Genomic DNA, 21,468 nt, shown 5'->3' on the forward strand with positions numbered 1-21,468 from the left:
TATCTTATGGGGTAGGCCATATTTTTCGATATAAAGACAAATTAGTCATTGAATTTCGATAGTAAAGTGTGAATAATACCTTCCCGTTTATACGGGGCTTTTATTAGGAGGTACAATGCTTTACCGCCTCGCTCGATCCGCTATTTTCAAGCTTGATGCAGAAAAAGCGCACGATCTAGCTATTCAGAACTTTTCTCGCTTTACTGGCACTCCTCTTGATCTTTTCTATCGCCAACATGTTCCTGATCGTCCTGTTGAAGTGATGGGTATCAAATTCAAAAACCCTGTTGGTCTGGCTGCTGGCCTAGATAAAAACGGCGAATGTATTGAAGCATTTGGCGCGATGGGCTTTGGTTTCGTTGAAGTAGGGACCGTGACGCCACGCCCACAGCCGGGTAACGATAAGCCTCGTTTGTTCCGTGTTATTCCTGCCGAGGGTATTATTAACCGTTTTGGTTTCAACAATTTAGGTGTTGATAACCTGATTGAAAACGTTAAGAAAGCCAACTATGACGGTGTGATCGGCATTAACATTGGTAAGAACAAAGATACGCCGATTGAAAAGGGTGCAGAAGATTACCTTATCTGTATGGAGAAGGTGTACCCGTACGCAGGCTATATCACCGTGAATATCTCTTCGCCGAATACGCCGGGATTGCGCACGCTTCAGTACGGTGAAATGCTTGACGATCTGCTTTCTCAGTTAAAGGAGAAACAGAAGGAATTGGCAGAAAAACACGGGAAGTATGTGCCATTGACGCTGAAGATCGCGCCGGATCTAGAAGATCATGAGATAAAGCAGATCGCTGAATCTTTGATCAAGAATGAGATCGACGGTGTGATTGCAACCAACACGACTTTGGATCGCTCTCTGGTTAAAGATATGCCGCATTGTGACGAGGCTGGGGGCCTAAGTGGTCGTCCACTTCAGAACCGCAGTACGAAAGTGATCCGTATGTTGGCAGAAGAGCTAGACGGCGCGTTGCCAATTATCGGCGTTGGCGGTATCGATTCCGCTATATCGGCTCGTGAAAAAATGGCTGCAGGTGCTAGCCTGGTTCAGATTTACTCTGGCTTTATCTACCACGGTCCGAAACTGGTTAAAGATATCGTAACCAATATCTAGTTAATATTGGTGTAAAGCACCATCTCATTTGAGAGTGAGACACCTGAGTACCTGCAAGAGGAATTTTGCAGGTACTTTTTTTATGTCGATTTAATGTCGAGCACCTTATCAATAGGTTTTTTGTCAAACTTACGGTTTTTTATTCGGGTTTTTTTGATTTTACTTCCTCTTTTTATTTGCAAATAGGGAAGTAGAATTTGTTCTAAAGATTTGTTTGTTGTAGTGGATAAGCTTTGTAACGGAAGTCGGATATGGAGCGTACTTATGTTGAAACCCAATAATTCATGGATGTGGTATTACGACCAGAAGTACGATGCTCTTATGTTGGATCTCGGCGACGACATGCTTTTCCGCGTTGCAATTCCCACCAAAAATCTCATTCCATGCGCATTCACCCGTTCTACCTTTACGGTTGATGATGCATCGGTCTACCAAAGTTTCCTTGAAGGGATGTCAATTCTCGAACTGTCTGCACCGCGCAAAGCCGAACTGGCACTAAATGCCGTTGCTGCGAGTCGCTTTCATAAGCCGCTTATGCCTAAAAGTTGGTTCTTCAATCAGCAATCAGGCGCTCATCAGCCGCAGTTGGGTGACATTGTCACGTTGTCAACCGATCTAGGCGAAGGTCAGTTCCTGATTATCGAAAACAGTGGTACGGCAAGTCTGTGTATGATGGCCAATACATCCTCGCTGGCGCTCAATGCAGCGAAAGAAATGGCGTTCTGTGAGACGATAAAAGTCATGAACGACCGTATGAAGGCCTATGAAGGGGCCGTAGAGGCGCCAGTTAGGTTTGCCTTAGTGGGCTAAGCTGTCTTTTCTGCCTTTCTGTTATTTAACGGCCAACCGCTTGTGGCTTGAATATAGGCTAGCCTTGGGCTAGCTGCCAAACTCTGCTGTTTGAACTCCTATTTAACCTTCTATCGCTTTCGCCAGCCTCAAAGGCGGTCCTTTGCCGTAACCTTCAAAGCAGCCATGTCAGGCTCTTTTCATTGGCATTCAAGCGTTGTTTTAATCCCGTCTATACCTTGCCAACCTGTTCATTGAAAGCCCATCATCAGGAGCGGTGATAGGGGCAGGGTGACCACTGTGCGCTTTCATCCATTCTAAGGTAAGCCGGGCCATTGCCAGGTTTTATCTCGACCTTGAAAATCACGTCGGTATTTTACTCAGTATTGGTCGGTAATTGACCGATTCTGTGTCCAAACCCAGGGTGTCCAAATTGGGAATGTGACAGTAATCACGCCCTGAAACAGGGCTTTTCTTATTTTTCCTGTTTAATAAAGCACCATTCTTAGTGATGCAAGTCTAAAAATCTTATCTTTTTATCACTTTTTTTCTGCCTCATTTTCGGCCTTAAGATTAAAAAAACACCATAATTTTGCACATGAAAACACAGTAATTCGTACTCAACTTCCTCGTTTTCCACCTTTGTGTAATTAACTTACAAGCTGGTTTGGCTGGAGATAGCTTGGGGATTCTGTCTTGATTGGGATTAATTCCTTAAAGGAAATTATCGGTAAGATAATTCAGGCATAACAGGTTTTATCTGAGCTATGGTGTGAGTCAGCGCATACTTATACCTAATTAGTTCAAGCGTGTAGTGGTTCTTAAGTTGTTGATACTTATCGGCATGTATGGCTGTGTTTCTGTCGGTGAACAATGCTAAAGTTGCTAGGGTGACGTTCATAATGATCGGTTGTTTACAGCTGTAGACAATGATGCGCCCGTCGATTGTTCACTAATGGAAACACAGGAGCGTAAACTCTGTTCACTGTCACGAAGCGTAAAATATGGCCTGGCAATCCGCAGGAGAGCCATAGTGGCGTTTGACTGCTGTTTTTTTAGCTAAATAGCCGGGTTAGAACCTTTTATGACAAGGTATTTATTAGGTTTTCAGTTATAATTCACCGCAACATAAGTGTGAAAAGAACTCCATGAATCAATATTTAGCTATCACTTCACGAGGTCTTGAGAACCTCCTTGCAGAAGAACTTAAGCAACTTGGCGCAGATAGCGTACAGGTTGTAAATGCTGGTGTCCGTTTTAAGGCCGAACAAGCGACAGCATACCGTTGCTGTTTGTGGACGCGTATTGCATCACGAATCATCCTGGTACTAAGCGAATTTACCGTTCGTGATGACATGGATTTGTATTTGGGTGCTACCGCGATCAACTGGCCGAATTATTTTGGTAGTGATACCCGTATCATTGTTGATTTCAATGGTACCAACCGTGAAATCCGTAACAGTCAATACGGTGCGATGAAGGTTAAAGATGCCATTGTCGATCGCTTTACCAAAGCCGATTTGCGACGTCCTAGTATCGATCGCGAGCGTCCAGAGCTGCGTATTCATATGCGTCTTTCTGGTGAGAAAGGCGTGTTGGGTCTTGATATGGCCGGTAGCGGTCTTCATCAGCGCGGCTACCGAAGCGAGTCGGGTAAAGCACCACTTCGTGAAACGCATGCTGCAGCATTGGTGATTAAGTCTGGCTGGACACCGGAAAAGCCTTTGCTTGATCCTATGTGTGGCTCGGGGACTTTGCTAATTGAAGCAGCCATGATGGCCGCTGATATTGCCCCGGGCATCAAGCGTAAGCGCTGGGGTTTTGAGTCGATCAAAGACTTTGACCGTGAAGGTTGGCTAGAGATTCATGCGGAAGCTAAGGTTAAAGCACGCCGTGGTCCAGGTAATGTGACGACTAAGTTCTTCGGCCGTGAAATGGATCGCCGTGTATTGAGTATTGCCCGTGATAATGCCGGTCGTGCGGGTGTTAAAGATCTTATTGATTTTGAATATGGTGATGCCACTCAGCTAACCTGCCCAGAAGGTTTTTCTGAAGGTGTGATCCTGTGTAACCCTCCATACGGTGAGCGTTTGGGTACTACCCCTGAACTGATCTCTCTTTATAGTGAGTTGGGTAACCGCTTGAAGCTTGCATTCGCGGGCTCGACAGCTTCTATCTATTCATCGTCGAATGAATTGCTAAGCTGCTTGCGTATGCGTGCAGACAAGCAGTTCAAACTGCGCAATGGTGCGCTGGATTGTGTGCTGAAAACCTACCTGATCACTGCCGGTGGTGTTAAGCACGTCGAAGGTGAGAAAGAAGGTCGTATCGAAGAAGCCGAAATTGCGCCTGATTTCGCCAACCGTTTGAAGAAGAATATTGCCAAGCTTGGCAAATGGGCCAAGAAAGAAGGCCTTGAGTGCTACCGCTTGTACGATGCTGACTTGCCTAACTACAACGCAGCCATCGACAAATACAAAGATTACTTGGTGATTCAGGAATACGCTGCGCCGAAATCGGTACCTGAAGAGACAGCACGTCGCCGCCTGATGGATATCATGCGAGCCACCATCCAGGTAACGGGCGTTGAGAACAACAAGGTTATCCTGAAAGTGCGTGAGCGCCAGAAGGGTAAAAGCCAGTACCAGAAGCTATCCAGTGCTGAGCGTCACATGGTGGTGAATGAATACGGTGTTGATCTCAAGGTTAATCTTTATGATTACCTTGATACCGGTTTGTTCCTTGATCACAAAGTGACTCGTCGTCAGTTGGGTAAGATGGCAGCAGGTAAAGACTTCCTTAACCTGTTTGCTTACACCGGCTCGGCAACATGTCACGCGGCATGCGGTGGAGCGAAGTCGACAACGACAGTGGATATGTCTAACACCTACTTGCGCTGGGCGCAGGAAAACATGGAGCTAAATGGTCAGGTTGGCCGCCAGCACCAGTTTATCCAGGCGGACTGCCTTCAGTGGCTGCAAGAGGCCGACGGCGAGTTTGATCTTATCTTCATTGATCCGCCAACGTTCTCTAACTCGAAGCGTATGAAGCAGAGTTTCGATGTTCAGCGCGACCACATTATGTTGCTTGAGAACCTGAAACGCATGCTTCGTCCGAATGGCGAGATTGTTTTCTCCAATAATAAACGCCATTTCAAGATGGACTTCGAGAAACTTGAAGCACTTGGCTTACAAGCGAAGAACATTTCTGATAAAACGTTGCCAATGGATTTTAGTCGCAACAAACAGATTCATAACTGCTGGATCATTACCCACAAGGAAGGTTAAGTGCTAATTACTCTGTATAGCACAGAAGGGTGTCACCTTTGCGAGCAGGCATATAGCCTGCTCGTACAAGCCGGTGTTGAAGAGCGCGTTCAGGTGGTAGATATTGCCTTCGATGACGCGCTCTTTTCTCGTTACGGCGTCACAATTCCTGTGCTTTCCATTTTCAATCCTGATTCAGATTCAAACAGCCCTGAACTCGGTTGGCCTTTTGATGCTGACGAGCTGGCACTATGGTTAAACAACAATGGCATTAATTAATATCAGTAACGCCCAGTTGGCGTACGGTGATCATGCGCTGCTAGATAAAGCAGAGTTTCTTCTACAGCCTAATGAACGTGTGTGTTTGGTAGGCCGCAATGGTGCCGGTAAATCAACTTTGATGAAAGTGATTGCCGGTGATGTATTGCTTGATGACGGCAGCATCCAGCGCGAGTCTGAATTGCGTGTTTCGCGATTGGAGCAGGATCCACCGCGTGATGCAGAAGGGACCGTGTTTGATTTCGTTTCAGAAGGTTTGGCTGAAATCGGCCAGGTGCTAAAAGATTACCACCGTCTGCTGGATTTGATCACCAATGATCCGTCCGAGTCAAACTTTGCGAAATTGAATCGTGCACAAGAGAAAATTGATCATGCTGATGCGTGGCAGTTCGACAATAAGATCACCTCGGTACTGGAGCACCTCCAGCTTCAGCCGCAAACCTTGCTGAAAGATTTGTCGGGTGGTTGGCAGCGCAAGGCGGCTCTGGCCCGTGCGCTGGTTTGCGACCCTGACATCTTGTTGCTTGATGAGCCAACGAACCACCTTGATGTTTCGACTATCGAATGGCTTGAAGGGTTCCTGAAAGAGTTCAGAGGCGCCATTGTGTTTATCTCGCACGACCGTGCCTTTATTCGCTCTATGGCCACGCGTATTGTCGACCTTGACCGTGGTCAGTTGGTTTCTTTCCCTGGGGATTACGATAAGTACCTTGAAGAGAAAGAAGAGCAGTTGCGTGTCGAAGCCGAGCAAAATGCCGAATTTGATAAAAAGCTGGCTCAGGAAGAAGTCTGGATCCGCCAAGGGATCAAAGCCCGTCGTACTCGTAACGAAGGCCGGGTTAGGGCGCTCAAGCAGCTTCGCCGTGAACGCAGCGAGCGCCGCGAGGTCATGGGTAAAGCCGACATGCAGCTTCAGGAGGCCCAGCGTTCAGGCAAGATTGTGTTTGAAGCCGAGCACATCAGCTACAGCTACGGTGATAAGCCAATCATCAAAGATTTCAGTTTTAATGTCATGCGCGGTGATCGTATCGCACTGATTGGCCCCAACGGTTGTGGCAAGAGTACATTGCTGAAAATTATGCTGGGCGACTTGAAGTCACAGGGTCACTTCCATTGTGGCACCAAGCTCGAAGTTGCCTATTTTGACCAGTATCGCGAAGTGCTGGATCCAGAAAAAACCGTGATGGACAACCTTGCTGATGGCAAGCAGGAAGTTACGGTAAATGGCCGTACTCGCCATGCTCTTGGCTATCTACAAGACTTCCTGTTCCACCCTCGTCGTGCCCGCACTCCGGTCAAGGCGCTGTCTGGTGGTGAGAAAAACCGCCTACTGTTGGCGAAACTTTTCCTTAAGCCTAATAATTTATTGGTGCTCGATGAACCAACCAATGATTTAGATATCGAAACATTGGAACTTTTGGAAGAAATTCTTGCCAACTATCAGGGCACATTATTGTTAGTGAGCCACGACCGTCAGTTTGTTGATAATACAGTGACAACAAGCTGGATTTTCGAAGGGAACGGTGTCATTGATGAATATGTCGGCGGCTACCATGATGCGCAGGAACAACGTGCTAATTCGCTGAGTCAAATCGCGAAAGAGCAGGCTGCTCAAATTGAAGCAGCAAAAAAGAAAGAAGAGAACAAGCAGCGCCAGGCTGCCCGTCCTAAAACTGGTAAGAAGCTCTCTTACAAGTTGCAGAAGGAACTGGAAGACCTGCCGCTACGAATTGAAGAACTGGAAAACGAAATTGCGCAATTGCAGGAGTTGATCAACGATCCTGCTTTCTTCCAAGACGTGAAAAATGATACTCAGGGTACGCTGAACCGCTTGGCGGAAGCAGAAGCCGAGTTTGAGCTGGCATTTGAACGTTGGGAAGAGCTTGAAGCAATGCAGAAGGAAGCTTAATGCAACATAAGACTTTAAAACTGTCTGCACTGGCCGTATTGGTTGCCGGTGCAACAGGAGCCAATGCCGCTGTTTACCGTGTAGTTGAAGTGACTGATGGCACTGATATTGCGTCTCAACAATATTTCCCTGAGGTAAATCAGTCTGACATTACCCAGCGGTTAGCATTTTATGGGCAGGGCATTACAGCATCTGGTGCTGATGAGAACTGTTTCGACGGCAGTTGTAATGAGGCGGGGTATTTAGTATTCGGTGAGAGCCGCTTTGGTGCCGATGGCATCAACTATCGTGATGAAGTGGCATTTATCCTTGATAACTTGCAGCGTATTAACGATGAAGACAACCTATACCGCTATTGTGACAGCAACCTAGGTCCGAATACCTGTCGCGAATGGGCACGTACGCAATATTATGGTAACGGTTACAATACCAACGATTTGGGTGACCGTACCGGATTTGGTGGCTTGGTTCGTGAGCAGGAAGCGTGGAGCAAGAACTTCTTCTCCAATGCGACAGCGGTAAGCGGCTCGTCGTCTTTGGCACAGGTAGAAACGTTTGCTGATATCTCTGCGGGATATGATGACGATGTCCGTGCAGCACTGGGTACTATTGTCGATTCGGGCAACCATAAAACCACCAATACTGTCATCAATGCCCAGGGCACCTCTGTCGCTGGCGATTACGTCCTAGGTATTTCTAGTGGAGCGTATTTTTACGATGGCCAGCGTTATGCCCGCCAATTCAACAAGCGCGGCTTTGTTAACCTGGGTGACAACAAGGTTGGTCTGTCTCCTGCTGGTTCTGATTCGCTGACCACAACTGCCGGCCAGTCTCTGGCATGGGATGCTGTTGAATATAACAATCAGCTTTTGGTTGTTGGTAGTGCCTCTTACGATCGCAGTTCGTTCAATGACACAGACAACAAGGTACCGGATAACTACGGCGACCGTGGTGACCCGACGTTTAATGAGAGCACATTCAGAGATTGTCCTAAGACGTTTGAGGAGAAAGGGCTAGAGAGCTTCTACGCTACCAAGGAGTGTCAGCTTTCGGTCTTTGCCAACGACGGTGTTTTCTGGACGGTTGATGGCAGCACGTCAGGTAATGTTGAAGCGCAGCTGCTGGCGAAGAACGACCTGGCGACTTTAGATCCCGATGAGAATGATCGCTCTTTCCAGGCGGGGGCCCGTGCCGTTGAGCTAGTGAACGGCCAACCTGTGGTGGTCGGTTTTACCACTGACCGTTACGACAATGACTACTATGCAATGCGCGCGTCAATTTGGGAATTGCCTGCGGACGCTACCAGTGTGTCAGCAGAGAGCTTTGAGCGAACCTTGATTCCGGGCCTTGCATTGGAAAGTGGCGGTGACCGAGTGCTGACCTACACGTTGGCAACGGGCGTTAATGCCAACAACAAGGTGATTGGCGTGGCGAAGAACTTCCGTGCCGATAACCGTTCTTACGTTGAGCGCATGTTTGTTTATGACAATGCGACTAAACCTGATGCGCCTACTTTCCTGAATAGCTCGATTTCATCGATCTTCTTTGATGGGGCCAATGGTTACCCGGCGGCAATCAACAACAGTAACCAGATTGTTGGTCGCTTAGATAGCGAGTCGGTAAACCAGGTGGATGGTCGTTTCCGTCGCCAGCGTGCCTTCACTTATGCTATGGGTGACATCGACGGTTCAGCGGCGTTGAAGAAAGGCGATGCGTATTTCCTTGATGATTTGACCAACGATGGTGAAACAGGCGGAAATGCGAACAAGTACCGTATATTTGAAGCCACAGGCATTAATGATGCTGGTGTGATTTCTGCAACCGCCTACAAGTGTGAAGGTGGCTATGATGATCTCACCACAGACTCTTACTGTCAGGGTGGGGAACCGGGTGTAGAACGCACGGTAGCCGTGAAGCTTATCCCGATTGCGGCCTCAGAAGAACCTACGGTACAGAAGCGTCCAGAGGCAGAAGCGAATATTGAGCGTAGCGGTGCATCGCTTGGTATGTTGGCAATGGCTTTCCTCGGGTTCCTAGGGTTCCGTCGCAGAAAGTGATTTTTTGTCAAAATTGGTCAAAATACACTCAGGCTCACAATTTGTGAGCCTGTTTTGTTTTGTGAGTTGATCTCAGCTCCTATTTAGCTAATTCTTAATAGTGGAGACACAAAATCTCCATCATTATGCAATAGTAATGAATGTAAATGATAAGGATGAGGATCGAACTTATGAAGAGACAAAAGCGGGATCGTCTGGAACGCGCACAATCTCAAGGCTACAAGGCTGGCATAAATGGTCGTTCCAGTGAAGACTGTCCGTACCAATCGACAGAGGCCCGTACGAACTGGCTAGGTGGCTGGCGAGAAGCAAGAGAAGATTTGCAATCTGGCCTGTTTAAATAATAAACCTCCCTTCATATCTCCCTTATTGAGCCCCTATTAGGAACAGGGGCTCTTTCTATTTTAGCGATCCTAGATACGAGGCCCAGGGCCCTAGGAAGTAATACTAGAGCTAATGTGATTAGTACGTGACAACGTAATGATCATGAGCCGATTCTCCCCAGACCCCAAGATCAAAAAAGGCCGCCTGTGGCGACCTTCAGAACTCGAAAGCGAGTTAATTTTAGAATGATGACGTATCTTTGAATAGGCCAACTTTCAAGTCTTTAGCAACGTAGATTTCTTTGCCATCAACCAATACACGGCCGTCGGCAACACCCATGATCAGTTTACGGTTAATCACGCGCTTAAGCTGGATTTCATACGTTACTTTCTTCGCATCTGGCAGGATTTGACCTGTAAATTTCACTTCACCCACACCCAGAGCACGACCTTTACCTTCGCCGCCAGCCCAACCTAGGAAGAAGCCTACTAGCTGCCACATAGCATCTAGGCCAAGGCAACCTGGCATTACAGGGTCACCTTTGAAGTGGCAGTCAAAGAACCATAGGTCAGGGCGGATATCTAATTCAGCATGGATGAAACCTTTACCGTGTTCACCACCTTCGTCGGTGATGTTTACAATACGGTCGATCATCAGCATGTTGTCAGATGGCAAGGATGGAAAAGCAGGACCGTAAAGTTCGCCTTTACCACATGCAACAAGTTCGTCGTAATTATAAGATTGCTGGCGTTTCATCAGACTTTAAAGCTCCTTAAAAAGTATGGAGGCAATTTAGCTTACACATGTACGCCAGACAACTCGGATCAGTTCTGGACAAACCAGTGGCGTAGTCGTGTTAATAAGCCGACATGCTTAACTATTTCACCGTTATGAAAGAGATCAATACGCTCTGCAATCTTTGCCAATAAGGTCTCTGCATCTTCATCATCGCTACGGAAGGCTTGTCCGGTAAGCAGAGGCAGAGCGTCATCGACACTTTCAGCTGTCCATAGATGGAATTTATCGGCTTTAATGGCAGCTAGGACTTCGTCGTTAAGGCATAGGTTAGTCAGGTTTGTTTTCGGTAAGATGACACCCTGGCTACCGGTCAGTCCTCGGAACGCACAAACTTTGTAGAAGCCCTCGATTTTCTCGTTAATGCCGCCGACGGCCTGTACACGGCCGAATTGGTCTACGGCACCGGTAACGGCGATTTGTTGGTTGATCGGTTGCATTGACAGGGCTGAGACCAGAGAGCAGAGTTCTGCTAACGAGGCGCTGTCGCCATCGACTTCCGAGTACGACTGTTCAAAGACGATAGAGGCGGAGAAGGGCAATGGCTGATCTAGGTCCAATGCGGTACTTAGGAAGGCTTGCATGATCATCATGCCTTTAGCATGGATATTCCCGCCCAGCTCTGCTTTACGCTCAACATCAGAGATATCACCGTCACCAAAGTGAACCACACACGAGATACGAGCCGGCTCGCCGTAGGCGCGAGGGTGGCCCGGTACTTCAACCACGGTAAGTCCATTGACCTGACCGACTTCTTCACCCTGACAGTTAATCACTACCTGACCATGGTGGATATCCTCGATGGCACGTTCAGGCAGGTATGACTCGCGGTATTCGCGGGCTTGAATTGAGTCTTTCAGGTGCTGGGCGGTGATCTTTTGCCCTTGGGACTCCAGAGCGGCTTCACAGAGTAGACTTTGGTGCCAGATTGGGCACAGCGGTACTCGGGTCTGGTCTTCTGCGTAGCGGGCGCCAGTTTTAAGTACCATCTCCAGCGCTTCGGCATCTGCTAGCTCAGGCAACTTGGCCGTTTTGATGATGGCTTTCAGGTAGGCAAGATAGAGCGGCAGGTTGGTTTCGTTGATCACCATATCTTGCTCGAATTCGCCGTACATGGTGAAGCCCGAAGAGATATCCGGCTCGGCATTTTCAAGCTCTGCCATCAGATACCGGTCGCCAATCAATACCAGCTTGATGTTGAGCTGCTCTGCTGGTGGCAGGGGGTAAAGACTTTTGTTTGAAGCTGCTTGCCACTCAAGGGTGCCGTTCATCAAAATACTTTTCAAACGCGGCCATAGGCTCGGATTGGCGAGGATAGCACCGACAGATAGAACCAGGTAACCGTTGTTGGCCTGGTGTACCAGTCCGTGCTTGACCTGCTGCTTGTTGATCTTGTTTTCTTCGACTGGTGGATACACGGCACCAAACAGGCTTTGCTCTGTCACACTTTCACCGGCAACGATAACCGGGGATTCATTTTTGGCTTTGGCTTGTTGTGAAATCAGCTCAATGACATAATCACGGTACACCTTGTTGTCAGGCGCTGTAATTCGCAAAACACGAGGTTGAAGTTCGACAGCAGTAAACCGGCGCACAGCATCTGTGAGACGATCTTGCAAGGTTCCTGTGATAGCGGGAGCGAGATCATCGTACTGTTCAAGGATGGCTTGGTACTGGGAGTAGTCTGGAGTCATCGAGCGCCAGTTTTGTTCATGCATGGGCGTGTGCTTTATTTCGTTAGTGTGAAAAAGTCAGCAGTATAAATGAATCAATGGCCGCATAATAGCTTAGTGTGTAATGTTATTGACTTCATTTGCAGTTCAGTTGAGATCGACTTAAAAACAACCGCTTAAAGTTCAAAAGGGAATTGAGCTTTGGAAGTCCAGCAGTTACACTGTCACCACTTAAGTTTAGACTTATCGAGAATCTCTGACGACTATGAAATATCAGCAGCTTGAAAACCTTGAAGCCGGATGGAAATGGAATTATTTAGTAAAAAAATGGAAAGAAGGTGAAGCGATCACCGGGTACATCGATACCAGTGAAGCGAAAGCAGCTGTAGATGAGCTTCTATCACTCGAGCATGAGCCGACTAAGGTACTGAAGTGGATTGATAAGCACATGTCGCCAGAGCTTGATAAGAAGCTCAAGCAGGCCATTCGTGCTAAGCGCAAGCGCCACTTTAATGCCGAGCAAGTTCATACTCGCAAGAAATCGATCGACCTCGATTACCGTGTTTGGGAAAAGTTGGCGGAAAAATCCAAAGAATTGGATTGTACCTTGTCTGACACTATCGAGTATTTAATCGGTGAGTCGAACAAGACAGAAGTGGCGAGCAAGAAGGTGCTGGATCTCAAGAATGATCTTCACGAGCTGCTGGACTTTGAATAGGAGCTTGAGCCACAAGCCTGTTTCGCTTCAGAGTTGTTAACTTGACTCAGGCGCGAGTCGCTAACATGTTGTAAAATATAACTGAGATGCCATAGCTTCTACCCGAATACCATTTAGCAAACCATTTTGTAGGGCTGGGCCAGAAAAAGGAACTTAGAAAGGAGCCGAGCATGGAATATGTCATTGTCCTTGCTGTCGTTGTATTTATTCTTGTGTTTAAAGACCGTCCGGTGATGGTGCTGGTATTTGAAGAGGGAAAGTTGACCAAGCAGAAAGGCCAGATCCCAAATGGGTTTTTGGTTGGTTGCAAAGATATTGCGCACAAGCAGCCATTTTCAGGCAAGATCAAAGTCTATAAGAACCGATTTGCCACTAAGCTGGTTTTTTCTAAGTCGGTGCCTGCAAAAGTCAAACAACGGGTCCACAATGTTTTTCCGTATAGCGGTGGCTCGAAGAAGCGTGGAAGACGCGCCTAATTTAATCATTTGCTGTCTAAAAGCTCTCCATTAAGGGGAGCTTTTTTGTATCATAAGCACTTCATTTCTCTGGCAACAATACAGGTATCTATCATGATCATGCCACATGCTTTTCGCTTAACACTCGGTATGGATTTAAAACAGTCTATTTTGGCATACGTGAAGCAAGAGGAAATGAAAGCCGGTTCATTGTTAAGTTGTGTCGGTTGTCTTTCCCAGGCCTCGATAAGGCTGGCGAATGAATCCGAGAGCCTCGAGCTGGCAGGCCCATTAGAGATCCTGACGCTCAGTGGAACCCTAACCCCAGAGCATGTCCATTTGCATATTTCAGTGGCCGATAGATTGGGCCGTGTCTATGGCGGTCATCTACAAGACGGTTCGATTGTGTCCCATACCGCAGAGATTTGCTTGGCAGAGTATACCAATCTCTCATTCAGCCGTGAGCCTGATACAACAACCGGTTTTACCGAGCTGGTGGTCAAAGAAGTGGAACTTTAGATAGTCGCTAAAGCTATAATCCCAGGCCTACTGTATATACTTGTAAGTACAAGAATTCTGACAATTAGATGGTGGAGCTATGGGGAAAGCGACTGGGGAGCTGTCATTTCAGGCTCAGCTTAAAGGGAATCATTGTTTTGGTTGTGGGACTGAAAACCCCCATGGGCTTCATATTCAAAGCTTCTGGGCAGCAGGAGATACGGCGTCGTGTCAGTTTATCCCACAGGCCCATCATTGTGCTGCACCGACTCACTTTCTTAATGGCGGTATTATTGCCACTGTGATTGATTGCCACTGTATCTGTACCGCCATGGCCGATGCCTATAGGCGTGCAGGCAGAGGAATCGGTCAGGGAGAGGCGATATGGTTTGCAACCGGGAGTTTGTCGCTGAAATATCTTCGCCCGGTGTTGATAAATGCTGATATTGTATTGGAAGCGCATATTTCGGCTGTGGAAGCGCGGACAACCCATTTGGTGTGCAACCTTATTGCAGATGGTAAAACAGCCGTCGAAGCTAAGCTAACGGCTGTTAGGGTCCCAGAACAATGGATGTCTGCTAAGGCTTAATTCTGAGTTGTTTTGGATGCTGCAATATCGACAAGGGCCTGGTGGCTAGAAAGATAGAGTTGGATTTTCTGTTGTAGCTCGTTCAAGGCTTGCTCTGCTTTTATTCTTTTTTCTTTTTCCTGTTCCAATTCCTTGCCAAGTTCAACAGCCATATAGCCGCCTTTGATTAATGCTTTGGTTGTGACGTTGCTCTCAGTAATCGACTTTAACTCTTCAATCATGAAATAGTGTTTGTCGATATCTCTTATTGTAATTGCCATGTGTTTAATAACGCTTAAAAGATAGCATTATCTATCAGATTGTATGGCTGTCAATATTTCTGATGGCTTTTTCTGCAGGGTAAATATTTTCTGAAAATGAATTTTGCTATCACACTTATAAGTGGTCCAGCTTCAATTTATCGTGAGGCTAGAGCGTTTATATTAAAAATTAAGCTTAACTAGGTTGTTGAAACTATTGTAGTCACTATTCGACAAGGATTAGAATCCACTTACAAAACAAATAGTGGTCGTAAGGAAAGTCGTGAACCTGCAACTGAGTCAGATTAAACGTCGAGCGATGGAAAATCGTATTAGGCAGCTATCAAAACCTTCGTTACCAGGGCTGATGGAAATTACGCACGGAAGTGAGATCACACTCAGTGTTAAAACCCCGGTAGGGCAACTCTATCAAGTTAATTCGGTTTTTATCGGTACCAATGGTAAAGACAAGCTATTTATTGAATTGCCTGAGGTTAACAAGGCGGAAAGGGATCAATTTTTTCAGCTTGGCTATCGGATGACAATAAAAGCGGTTTCTGACAAAGGCGAGGGCGCTTTGGTAAGAATTAGAACCCAAATTAGCCATATCATTACCGAACCCGTTCCGCTGCTAGTTGTAGATATTCCGCTTAAAATTGATGTGGTGCAACTACAAAAGGAATCCCGTTATGACGATAATCTCGAGGTCAAACGGGGGATGGTCTAACCATTAGCAGCACGGAAACTAGCTATCACTTGGCTGAAAAATCCCGAGTTTTTCGAGGCAGCGCTGAACTTTCTGCATAGAAAGGGGCTTGACGAGGTAGTCATTCGGATTATGCGAAATAACACGTTTAACGGTATCCATTTCACTATCACCGGTTACAATCACAACCGGCAATGAAGGGTATTGTGTCCGGATATATTGCAAGACCTCAATCCCGTCCAGCGGCTTGCACAGGTTTAGATCGAGAAAAATGCAGTCAACCTTACTTTTTAGCAATGTACTATAGGCTTGCTGTGCTGTGGGTGCATAAAGGAGCTTTTGAATCGGGATACTTTTTCTTAGCAATTCGGCCAGGATCTTAGCCATCATTTTATTGTCTTCAATGATGAGAAATTTATTCATATTGGTTCTTCCTTAAACTCATCCTGTTCCTGCTAAGAATAACAAAAGTACTAATAAATATAAGTCATTATAAGGTGCTCTGGTACCTAGTATGATAGGGAAAATTAACGTTCAACTTGATTAACTATAAGTCAATCTGTGATCTTCCTCTTTATCATTCATCATTCTAGCGCACTATAATTTCATGAGTGTCTAAAATTTAATCACACTTGGCTGGCAAAAAAGAGCGCTTCGGTAAGGGCAGTACGAAAGGAAAGGTCGAATGACAGGCTGCACATTTCATGCAGCCTAGTTGAGTTAACCGGTGAGTGGTTTCCCGAGTAACACACTGTTTAGGTTCAGCAGTTGGTTATCTTTAGTGATAAAGACACCGCGTTGATCTGAAATATATGCCGCTTTGTCTGCAGACTCGACGATGTAAAAACTACGGGCAGTGAGAGATTGCCGGTTTTCTGCCGTGTCTTGCTCCTTGGCAAGGACGAGATAATGAGCGCCATAGCGTAAGAAGATGCCATAGAACTGCTTTGAAATCGTGATCTTATCAGCCGTGTTATAACCCAAAAATTGCATCTTGATCCGCCCATGAGTGAAGACGGTTGAAAGTCTTTCATGGCCAATGCCTGGGTAATTAGAATCAAACTGATATCGATCTTTTGTCGTTAAAGCAGAAAAAATACCGACACTGATTGTAAATAACAACCCGAGAAGAACCCCGATTGCCGCTTTTGTAAGGGACTTAGCCATGGCATTCACCTTGCTCAATCGTTGAAGTCACGTCGATAAAGCCACTCTGTTGGTCGATAGCAATTAATTGATACTTACCGCAAATGCCGCCAAGCGGATAGGCAATCATTTTTGCTTTTGGATCGGGGTATGCTCTGATTGCCTCTACAATCGCTGGTGGCATATGTTGGCCATCAAAAAGTATCTCATGTTTATCTACACGCGTACTTTCAACAAAGAGTGTCATTTGATAAAGGGTTAATACCGTAACGAAAAATGCCACCGCTGTTACAAGGTAACGCTTTGATAGGGTAGTGATCAATGGTAACAGGTTGAGAACGTTGCTTTTCCCAACTTGCATTCGTAATAACGGAGTCGCTGAATCTGGGTTACTGATAGCTGCTGGGATCTCGTCCTGTGCTGGTGGCGTTTCAGCTTGCTCCGGTAAATTGCTTTCAGCCGAAGGAAAGCGAATGAGGTAGCCTTTCTTTGGCTCAGTCACAATCACATCTTCTGCACCGAGTTCAGAAAAAGCCGAACGAATATGTTTAATTGCCACGGTCAACGAGCTGTTGGTTACAACCTTACCGGTCCAACAAGCTTCAAGCAGGGTATCGCGGCTGACGGCTACATTGGGCTGCTCTGCCAGCATACAGATAATCAGGGATTCTGAGCGGGATAGTTTCACGCTCCGGTTATCAGTGGTGCGGATCAGCACTTGTGTTACAGGGTCTATCTTAAAATCCCCCAGTAAAACCGGTGTTGTCATGTCATGCATAAATTTCCTCATATTCACCACTTTGAGCTGGGGATTTTATGGGAATGTATAGCTCAAAACAATGCTGTGAAGGGTAAAAAACTAGGAGCTGAATAAGCAAAGGTTTGTATGGCCGAACGATAGGTACAGTTCGGCCTGTGAATGATTAAATGTTCAACTTATAACCAAGGTACATAATGTTGTAAGAGGCACTTTCTGTTTTGACTGCTTCAAGCTCTTTGGCTATGTCCTGGACGTGGTTTTCATCCCGAGCTTGAATTGCAATAGAGTAGGTTGGCTGCTTCATGTTGCCATCGAACTCTTGAATGCTGAGGTAAGCAGAGGTGACAATACCTTGCGCATTCCAGTTAACGACTTTCTGGAGGTCTTTTCCGAGAATTTGATCGACCAAAAGGTTTTGCTGGGGCTCTAGCCAGGTAAGTTCTAGTGCATAGGTGTTTTGGACGACTTCTTTATCCAGCCATTTAGTGCCAATATCTCTAATTTCGCTCACTTTGACGATATCTTCTTTAAAGAAAGGCAAAGGTTCCAAACGTTTAAGAACTTGATCGGCCGAGTCGGCTTCCATGACAAAGTTAATGATCGGAAACTGCTTATCATCAATAGTAGAATGTCGAACAAATAGATCGTGAATGACGCCTTGTTCGATTAATTCAGAAAATGCATTGCGCTGGGCATTCATACCTTCGAATACGGTCAACGCATCGTCTGTTTTCCATTCAAGGCTAACACCATAGGCGGCACTATGTACTTGAGTTGCAGTCATGGCTAAACCAAACGCCAATGGAATTAATTTCTTGTGCTTCATACTATATTCCTTTTAGTTTCTGATAACTTCATATAGTGCAGGGTAGAACTCAACTTCTGAGATATTCAGAGGGGGCAATGACTTGTTCATTGCGGAAATAGCCGATTTAAAATCGGATTCTGATTCCCACTTAGCGACATTGATGTAATGAAACTGGCTATTTGGTTGGATAGAGCGGTGCAAGGTCGTTGAGATGTAACCTGGTTGTTCAGCCAAGAAGTCTCTAGCTTTTTCCCAATGCTCGAGCACGGCTTGCTGGTGAGATTCAGGTACGTGAAAAGGATTAATAAGAGTGACTTCAGCACTTGCCGATGTGGCAGCAAGTAGAAGCACTAGGCTAGGCATGACTTTATTGAGCATTTGAATTTCCTTGTTATTGTATGGCGTTCAAAATTTATCACATACAAAAAACAGAAAACTCAAATGCTCAGTTAATTAATATTAATTATTACTGAATTACGAGATATTGAACTGGTATCGTACACCTAGCCGGAAGTTCATTTCTTTTAGCACCGGAAGTTCACCAAATTGAGTATTACCTAAATCCATAGCGCGATGGGCGATGTTCGCTTCAACGCTCCAGTCTTCAGTCAGATGGATCTGGTTATCTAGGCGAAGTTCGTACAGAGGCTCATCGAATGTTGCAATGCGGATAGCTGGTTCAGCAGTCCAGCGCTGCATAATATTGATTTTGGCACCGAGTTCAGCGGTAAAAGCGGTATCGGAATAGCTCATCGAGATATTCGAGAACAATGGGTTCGATAGGTCCATTTCCGCGGTCAGTTTTTCGGCACCCAATAGGGCGTATACCGAGCTGTTCTTGCCTGCAGGCATGTAGTAACCGAGGCCAATGAGCGAGTGGCTAAAGCCAAGGCGGTCTCGGGAGACATCGTCATAGCGACCTTCTAAAAAGACTTGGCCAACAGGGTTGATGCTTGCGCGGGCGTAGTAACCAGACATGTTGTCGTAACTACTGTAGATATCGGTCGGAAGGTATTCACTGTAAAGCGAGTATTGGTAACCCGCAGAGACATAAGAATAGTTTTGCTGAAGCTCAACAGGACCAGCAATTGCTGATGTTGTAATGGCACAGCCCAGGGCAAAAAGAGTGAAAGCGTTTTTCATAGTATAAGTCTCCAAAAACGGTGGGGAGACTAAGTGATGATATGACAAATTGAAACATTTGAAGGTGATAATTCATATTAATTAATTTCTCAATACCCATATACTGTTGATTTTAAAGGGTATTGATTGACATCAAACCTAGCGCACTATAATTTATATTTCAAGGCTTAACAAAAAAACATCCGTAAACCTCAGTTAGAAGCATCACAAGACATAAACATTCTTAGCTGCAGCAACATGCTGAAACCCGAAAAAATCACACTTAATATCCAAGCTTGCTGTACCGGTTAGGCTGAGGATGATCTATTTGAGAAAGCGGTAAATCGTCTTGTTGGGGCTAGGTGAGTATTTCAACAAGCCAAAAGCTACAGTGTCACTTAATTGGATTGGTGACAAGGTAGCTTTTTTCGTAATCTAACTAAGCCGATAACCTAACAACTACAATGCGAATAAGTAGCTGAGCATAGCAACCTTATTAAAGGTACCGTGGACAAAGTAATAAGCTAACAAGGCACACTTTATCCGCGCAATTTAGCCTTAATGGAATCGACATGTCCCAACGTATGCAGGATTTTTTTCTTTTGATAGTTAATATGAAATGATTATTTTGCAGCTTCAATCCATTTAGTTAGTAGGCGGATTCGCTTTTGGTAGCTTGACTTAATGAGCTCAAATTCTCGCTCTAAACTCAATCGTTTAAAGTACAGCATTTGTTGATGAGTTAATGATAAGTCACTCTTACTAACATCGCATTGATAATTACAATTTCTGGTATTAGGGCACGACAGCTTTTTTTCTTTGATTTTATTGAGTTTGTAAAAACACAAAGGGCAGTATTTTTCAATTTCTTTAGCCATGCATAATTCCTGCTGATTTATAATTCACCACTAATAACAGATTAAGAATTCGCCACAATATAGCGTGCTACTAATCTGCGTTTGAGATGTGAATTATTGCGAAAATTCTCGCAGTTAAAAGTAAAAAGAAGATTAATTAACATTAAAACCACCAATGGCGACAGATAACTCTATTTGCTAATAGCATAAAAACGGCACCTTCAACTAGAATGAAGACCAAGAAAGCCCGTGACCGCGTCACAACTTCCAAGCGATAATTTGGCAGAAGGTCAACAAGTGGCCGTAACGTGAAACTGGAAACCGGGCAAGCGGTTCGCGTCTACACCACAACGCCGATGCTCACCAAACCCGTCGGCGGAGAAAGCATGGCAACCAGCTTGCTGACTATCAGCGAAGGCATGGCAGAGCTGAACGCCAAAACGTCACGCTGTCACGTTTTATTGAAAGCCAGCTCAACCAGCACTGATGCGATCACGCTCGGTACTGGTTGGATAGTCGCGGCTGGCGAACAGCGAAAACATTACGTGAATTGCTGTCGCAGGCTTGCTAACTGGTCACAGTGCACTAGTCACCATGACAATCGGAGAACCTGGCGCGCAACTTGGTGGCACGACTCCGGCCATTGCCACGATTTTTATCGGCCTGTTCTACACAGTTTGCAAAAAAAGGTTAGGGGGCTTGCGCGGGAGAGCTGCTGATACTGGTTAATGAACTGGGTGTGAATCCGCCAACGCTGTTCATTTGCTATGTGTCAGTTAAGTCTCATGAATCGGTGTGGAGTGAGTTAAAGTCAATGTTAGCTAGCGCAGCATGAAAAGAGGATTTTAAAGTTAGAATGGAAAAGTGATGATCTAAGTCATTAGGATTGCTAGTAAAAAGCTGCTACGGTATGGCGTTCTATAATAGTTAGAGATAAAAAATGGAAAAACAAAAAGTTTTGGCAGAAGCAGCTAAAATTGCCATAAATCCAACAGGTTACCTACTAAATCAAATTGTTCAGTCAACCTTGGGGAATATGTCTGATCCTGAAGGACCTGTTAGTGAAATTGATGAACTTCGTTTGGAAAGTGAACGGCAAGAACTACAAATGAGAATTGCCGAAGCGCAAGCTAAAGTAGCTCAGGAGATTGCTATTGCAAAACGTATCGAGACTGCTGAAGAAGTAGAAATGGAAGAGTTTTACGATTACAGCGGCTCAGGTAAATTGGGGGTGGCAATGGACCAACAAAGTATGAATATTGGAGCAAGTGGTGAAGGAAAACGAGTAAGTAAAAGAATTTATCGCTTCAAAGGTTCTTCTGTTCAAACTTCATAAGTTTTAAGCCCGCATG

24 protein-coding genes are annotated in these 21,468 nt (G+C 45.7%); 14 read left to right on the forward strand and 10 right to left on the reverse strand.

Annotated features, from left to right (window positions below):
- Positions 1-115 precede the first annotated feature (115 nt).
- The 7 genes from pyrD to rmf all read left to right on the forward strand — a co-directional run bounded on the left by pyrD (position 116) and on the right by rmf (position 9,770).
- On the forward strand, positions 116-1,126 hold the full coding sequence (pyrD, locus tag PTW35_RS08860; RefSeq protein WP_281027363.1) for a quinone-dependent dihydroorotate dehydrogenase: 1,011 nt from the start codon (positions 116-118) through the stop codon (positions 1,124-1,126).
- Positions 1,127-1,390: 264 nt separating this feature from the next.
- On the forward strand, positions 1,391-1,936 hold the full coding sequence (locus PTW35_RS08865) for a cell division protein ZapC (RefSeq protein WP_281027364.1): 546 nt from the start codon (positions 1,391-1,393) through the stop codon (positions 1,934-1,936).
- A gap of 1,127 nt (positions 1,937-3,063) precedes the next feature.
- Positions 3,064-5,202, forward strand: coding sequence for a bifunctional 23S rRNA (guanine(2069)-N(7))-methyltransferase RlmK/23S rRNA (guanine(2445)-N(2))-methyltransferase RlmL (rlmKL, locus tag PTW35_RS08870; protein WP_281027365.1), 2,139 nt, complete (start codon positions 3,064-3,066; stop codon positions 5,200-5,202).
- Positions 5,203-5,460: a glutaredoxin family protein gene (locus tag PTW35_RS08875; RefSeq protein ID WP_039461158.1), complete on the forward strand. Its 258-nt coding sequence runs from the start codon at positions 5,203-5,205 to the stop codon at positions 5,458-5,460.
- A complete protein-coding gene (locus PTW35_RS08880; RefSeq protein WP_281027366.1) occupies positions 5,447-7,369 on the forward strand; it encodes an ABC transporter ATP-binding protein in 1,923 nt (640 codons plus the stop codon). Before PTW35_RS08875 ends, PTW35_RS08880 begins: the two co-directional genes overlap by 14 nt.
- Positions 7,369-9,426, forward strand: a complete 2,058-nt coding sequence (locus PTW35_RS08885; protein ID WP_281027367.1) for a DUF3466 family protein — start codon at positions 7,369-7,371, stop codon at positions 9,424-9,426. Before PTW35_RS08880 ends, PTW35_RS08885 begins: the two co-directional genes overlap by 1 nt.
- A gap of 170 nt (positions 9,427-9,596) precedes the next feature.
- Positions 9,597-9,770, forward strand: a complete 174-nt coding sequence (rmf, locus tag PTW35_RS08890; protein WP_082008520.1) for a ribosome modulation factor — start codon at positions 9,597-9,599, stop codon at positions 9,768-9,770.
- 220 nt (positions 9,771-9,990) lie between these two features.
- Here rmf and fabA read toward each other — a convergent pair whose 3' ends face one another.
- Complete coding sequence (fabA, locus tag PTW35_RS08895) at positions 9,991-10,506, reverse strand: 3-hydroxyacyl-[acyl-carrier-protein] dehydratase FabA (protein WP_281027368.1); 516 nt, start codon at positions 10,504-10,506, stop codon at positions 9,991-9,993.
- Positions 10,507-10,574: 68 nt separating this feature from the next.
- Positions 10,575-12,263: a Lon protease family protein gene (locus tag PTW35_RS08900; protein WP_281027369.1), complete on the reverse strand. Its 1,689-nt coding sequence runs from the start codon at positions 12,261-12,263 to the stop codon at positions 10,575-10,577.
- A gap of 220 nt (positions 12,264-12,483) precedes the next feature.
- On the opposite strand from PTW35_RS08900, the gene matP reads away from it, so the two are divergent.
- The 4 genes from matP (at position 12,484) to PTW35_RS08920 (ending at position 14,478) form a co-directional block, all read left to right on the forward strand.
- Entirely contained in the window at positions 12,484-12,936 is a 453-nt protein-coding gene (gene matP / locus PTW35_RS08905) for a macrodomain Ter protein MatP (protein WP_281027370.1), read from the forward strand.
- 170 nt (positions 12,937-13,106) lie between these two features.
- Positions 13,107-13,412, forward strand: coding sequence for a DUF3634 family protein (locus PTW35_RS08910; RefSeq protein WP_281027371.1), 306 nt, complete (start codon positions 13,107-13,109; stop codon positions 13,410-13,412).
- A 93-nt stretch (positions 13,413-13,505) separates the two neighbouring features.
- Complete coding sequence (locus PTW35_RS08915; protein ID WP_281027372.1) at positions 13,506-13,910, forward strand: PPC domain-containing DNA-binding protein; 405 nt, start codon at positions 13,506-13,508, stop codon at positions 13,908-13,910.
- 79 nt (positions 13,911-13,989) lie between these two features.
- Positions 13,990-14,478, forward strand: coding sequence for a hotdog fold domain-containing protein (locus PTW35_RS08920; RefSeq protein ID WP_281027373.1), 489 nt, complete (start codon positions 13,990-13,992; stop codon positions 14,476-14,478).
- Here the strand turns inward: PTW35_RS08920 and PTW35_RS08925 are convergent.
- On the reverse strand, positions 14,475-14,738 hold the full coding sequence (locus PTW35_RS08925; RefSeq protein WP_281027374.1) for a hypothetical protein: 264 nt from the start codon (positions 14,736-14,738) through the stop codon (positions 14,475-14,477). The genes PTW35_RS08920 and PTW35_RS08925 overlap by 4 nt on opposite strands.
- Before the next feature lie 262 nt (positions 14,739-15,000).
- Between PTW35_RS08925 and PTW35_RS08930 the strand changes: the two genes are divergently transcribed.
- Positions 15,001-15,444 carry a flagellar brake domain-containing protein gene (locus PTW35_RS08930; RefSeq protein WP_281027375.1) on the forward strand — a complete coding sequence of 148 codons (444 nt, stop codon included), beginning with the start codon at positions 15,001-15,003 and terminating at the stop codon, positions 15,442-15,444.
- A gap of 18 nt (positions 15,445-15,462) precedes the next feature.
- Here the strand turns inward: PTW35_RS08930 and PTW35_RS08935 are convergent, their stop codons facing one another.
- The 7 genes from PTW35_RS08935 to PTW35_RS08965 all read right to left on the reverse strand — a co-directional run bounded on the left by PTW35_RS08935 (position 15,463) and on the right by PTW35_RS08965 (position 20,137).
- Positions 15,463-15,846, reverse strand: coding sequence for a response regulator (locus PTW35_RS08935; protein ID WP_281027376.1), 384 nt, complete (start codon positions 15,844-15,846; stop codon positions 15,463-15,465).
- Between the two features lie 297 nt (positions 15,847-16,143).
- Complete coding sequence (locus tag PTW35_RS08940) at positions 16,144-16,590, reverse strand: hypothetical protein (RefSeq protein WP_281027377.1); 447 nt, start codon at positions 16,588-16,590, stop codon at positions 16,144-16,146.
- Positions 16,583-17,359, reverse strand: a complete 777-nt coding sequence (locus PTW35_RS08945) for a winged helix-turn-helix domain-containing protein (RefSeq protein ID WP_281027378.1) — start codon at positions 17,357-17,359, stop codon at positions 16,583-16,585. The genes PTW35_RS08940 and PTW35_RS08945 overlap by 8 nt, the downstream gene beginning before the upstream one ends.
- A gap of 133 nt (positions 17,360-17,492) precedes the next feature.
- Positions 17,493-18,155, reverse strand: coding sequence for a hypothetical protein (locus PTW35_RS08950; RefSeq protein WP_281027379.1), 663 nt, complete (start codon positions 18,153-18,155; stop codon positions 17,493-17,495).
- Positions 18,156-18,167: 12 nt separating this feature from the next.
- On the reverse strand, positions 18,168-18,515 hold the full coding sequence (locus tag PTW35_RS08955; RefSeq protein WP_281027380.1) for an antibiotic biosynthesis monooxygenase family protein: 348 nt from the start codon (positions 18,513-18,515) through the stop codon (positions 18,168-18,170).
- Between the two features lie 96 nt (positions 18,516-18,611).
- A complete protein-coding gene (locus tag PTW35_RS08960; RefSeq protein ID WP_281027381.1) occupies positions 18,612-19,280 on the reverse strand; it encodes an outer membrane beta-barrel protein in 669 nt (222 codons plus the stop codon).
- Between the two features lie 602 nt (positions 19,281-19,882).
- Positions 19,883-20,137: a hypothetical protein gene (locus PTW35_RS08965; RefSeq protein ID WP_281027382.1), complete on the reverse strand. Its 255-nt coding sequence runs from the start codon at positions 20,135-20,137 to the stop codon at positions 19,883-19,885.
- A gap of 287 nt (positions 20,138-20,424) precedes the next feature.
- Here PTW35_RS08965 and PTW35_RS08970 point away from each other — a divergent pair, with 287 nt between their 5' ends.
- Positions 20,425-20,835 (forward strand): hypothetical protein, encoded by a 411-nt coding sequence (locus PTW35_RS08970; protein WP_281027383.1) that lies wholly within the window; start codon positions 20,425-20,427, stop codon positions 20,833-20,835.
- Positions 20,836-21,056: 221 nt separating this feature from the next.
- The gene (locus PTW35_RS08975; protein ID WP_281027384.1) at positions 21,057-21,452 is read left to right on the forward strand and encodes a hypothetical protein; all 396 of its coding nucleotides are present in this window, start codon (positions 21,057-21,059) and stop codon (positions 21,450-21,452) included.
- The last annotated feature ends 16 nt before the right edge of the window (positions 21,453-21,468 follow it).

Origin of the sequence: Photobacterium sp. DA100, from assembly GCF_029223585.1 — a bacterium.
Classification (GTDB): domain Bacteria; phylum Pseudomonadota; class Gammaproteobacteria; order Enterobacterales; family Vibrionaceae; genus Photobacterium.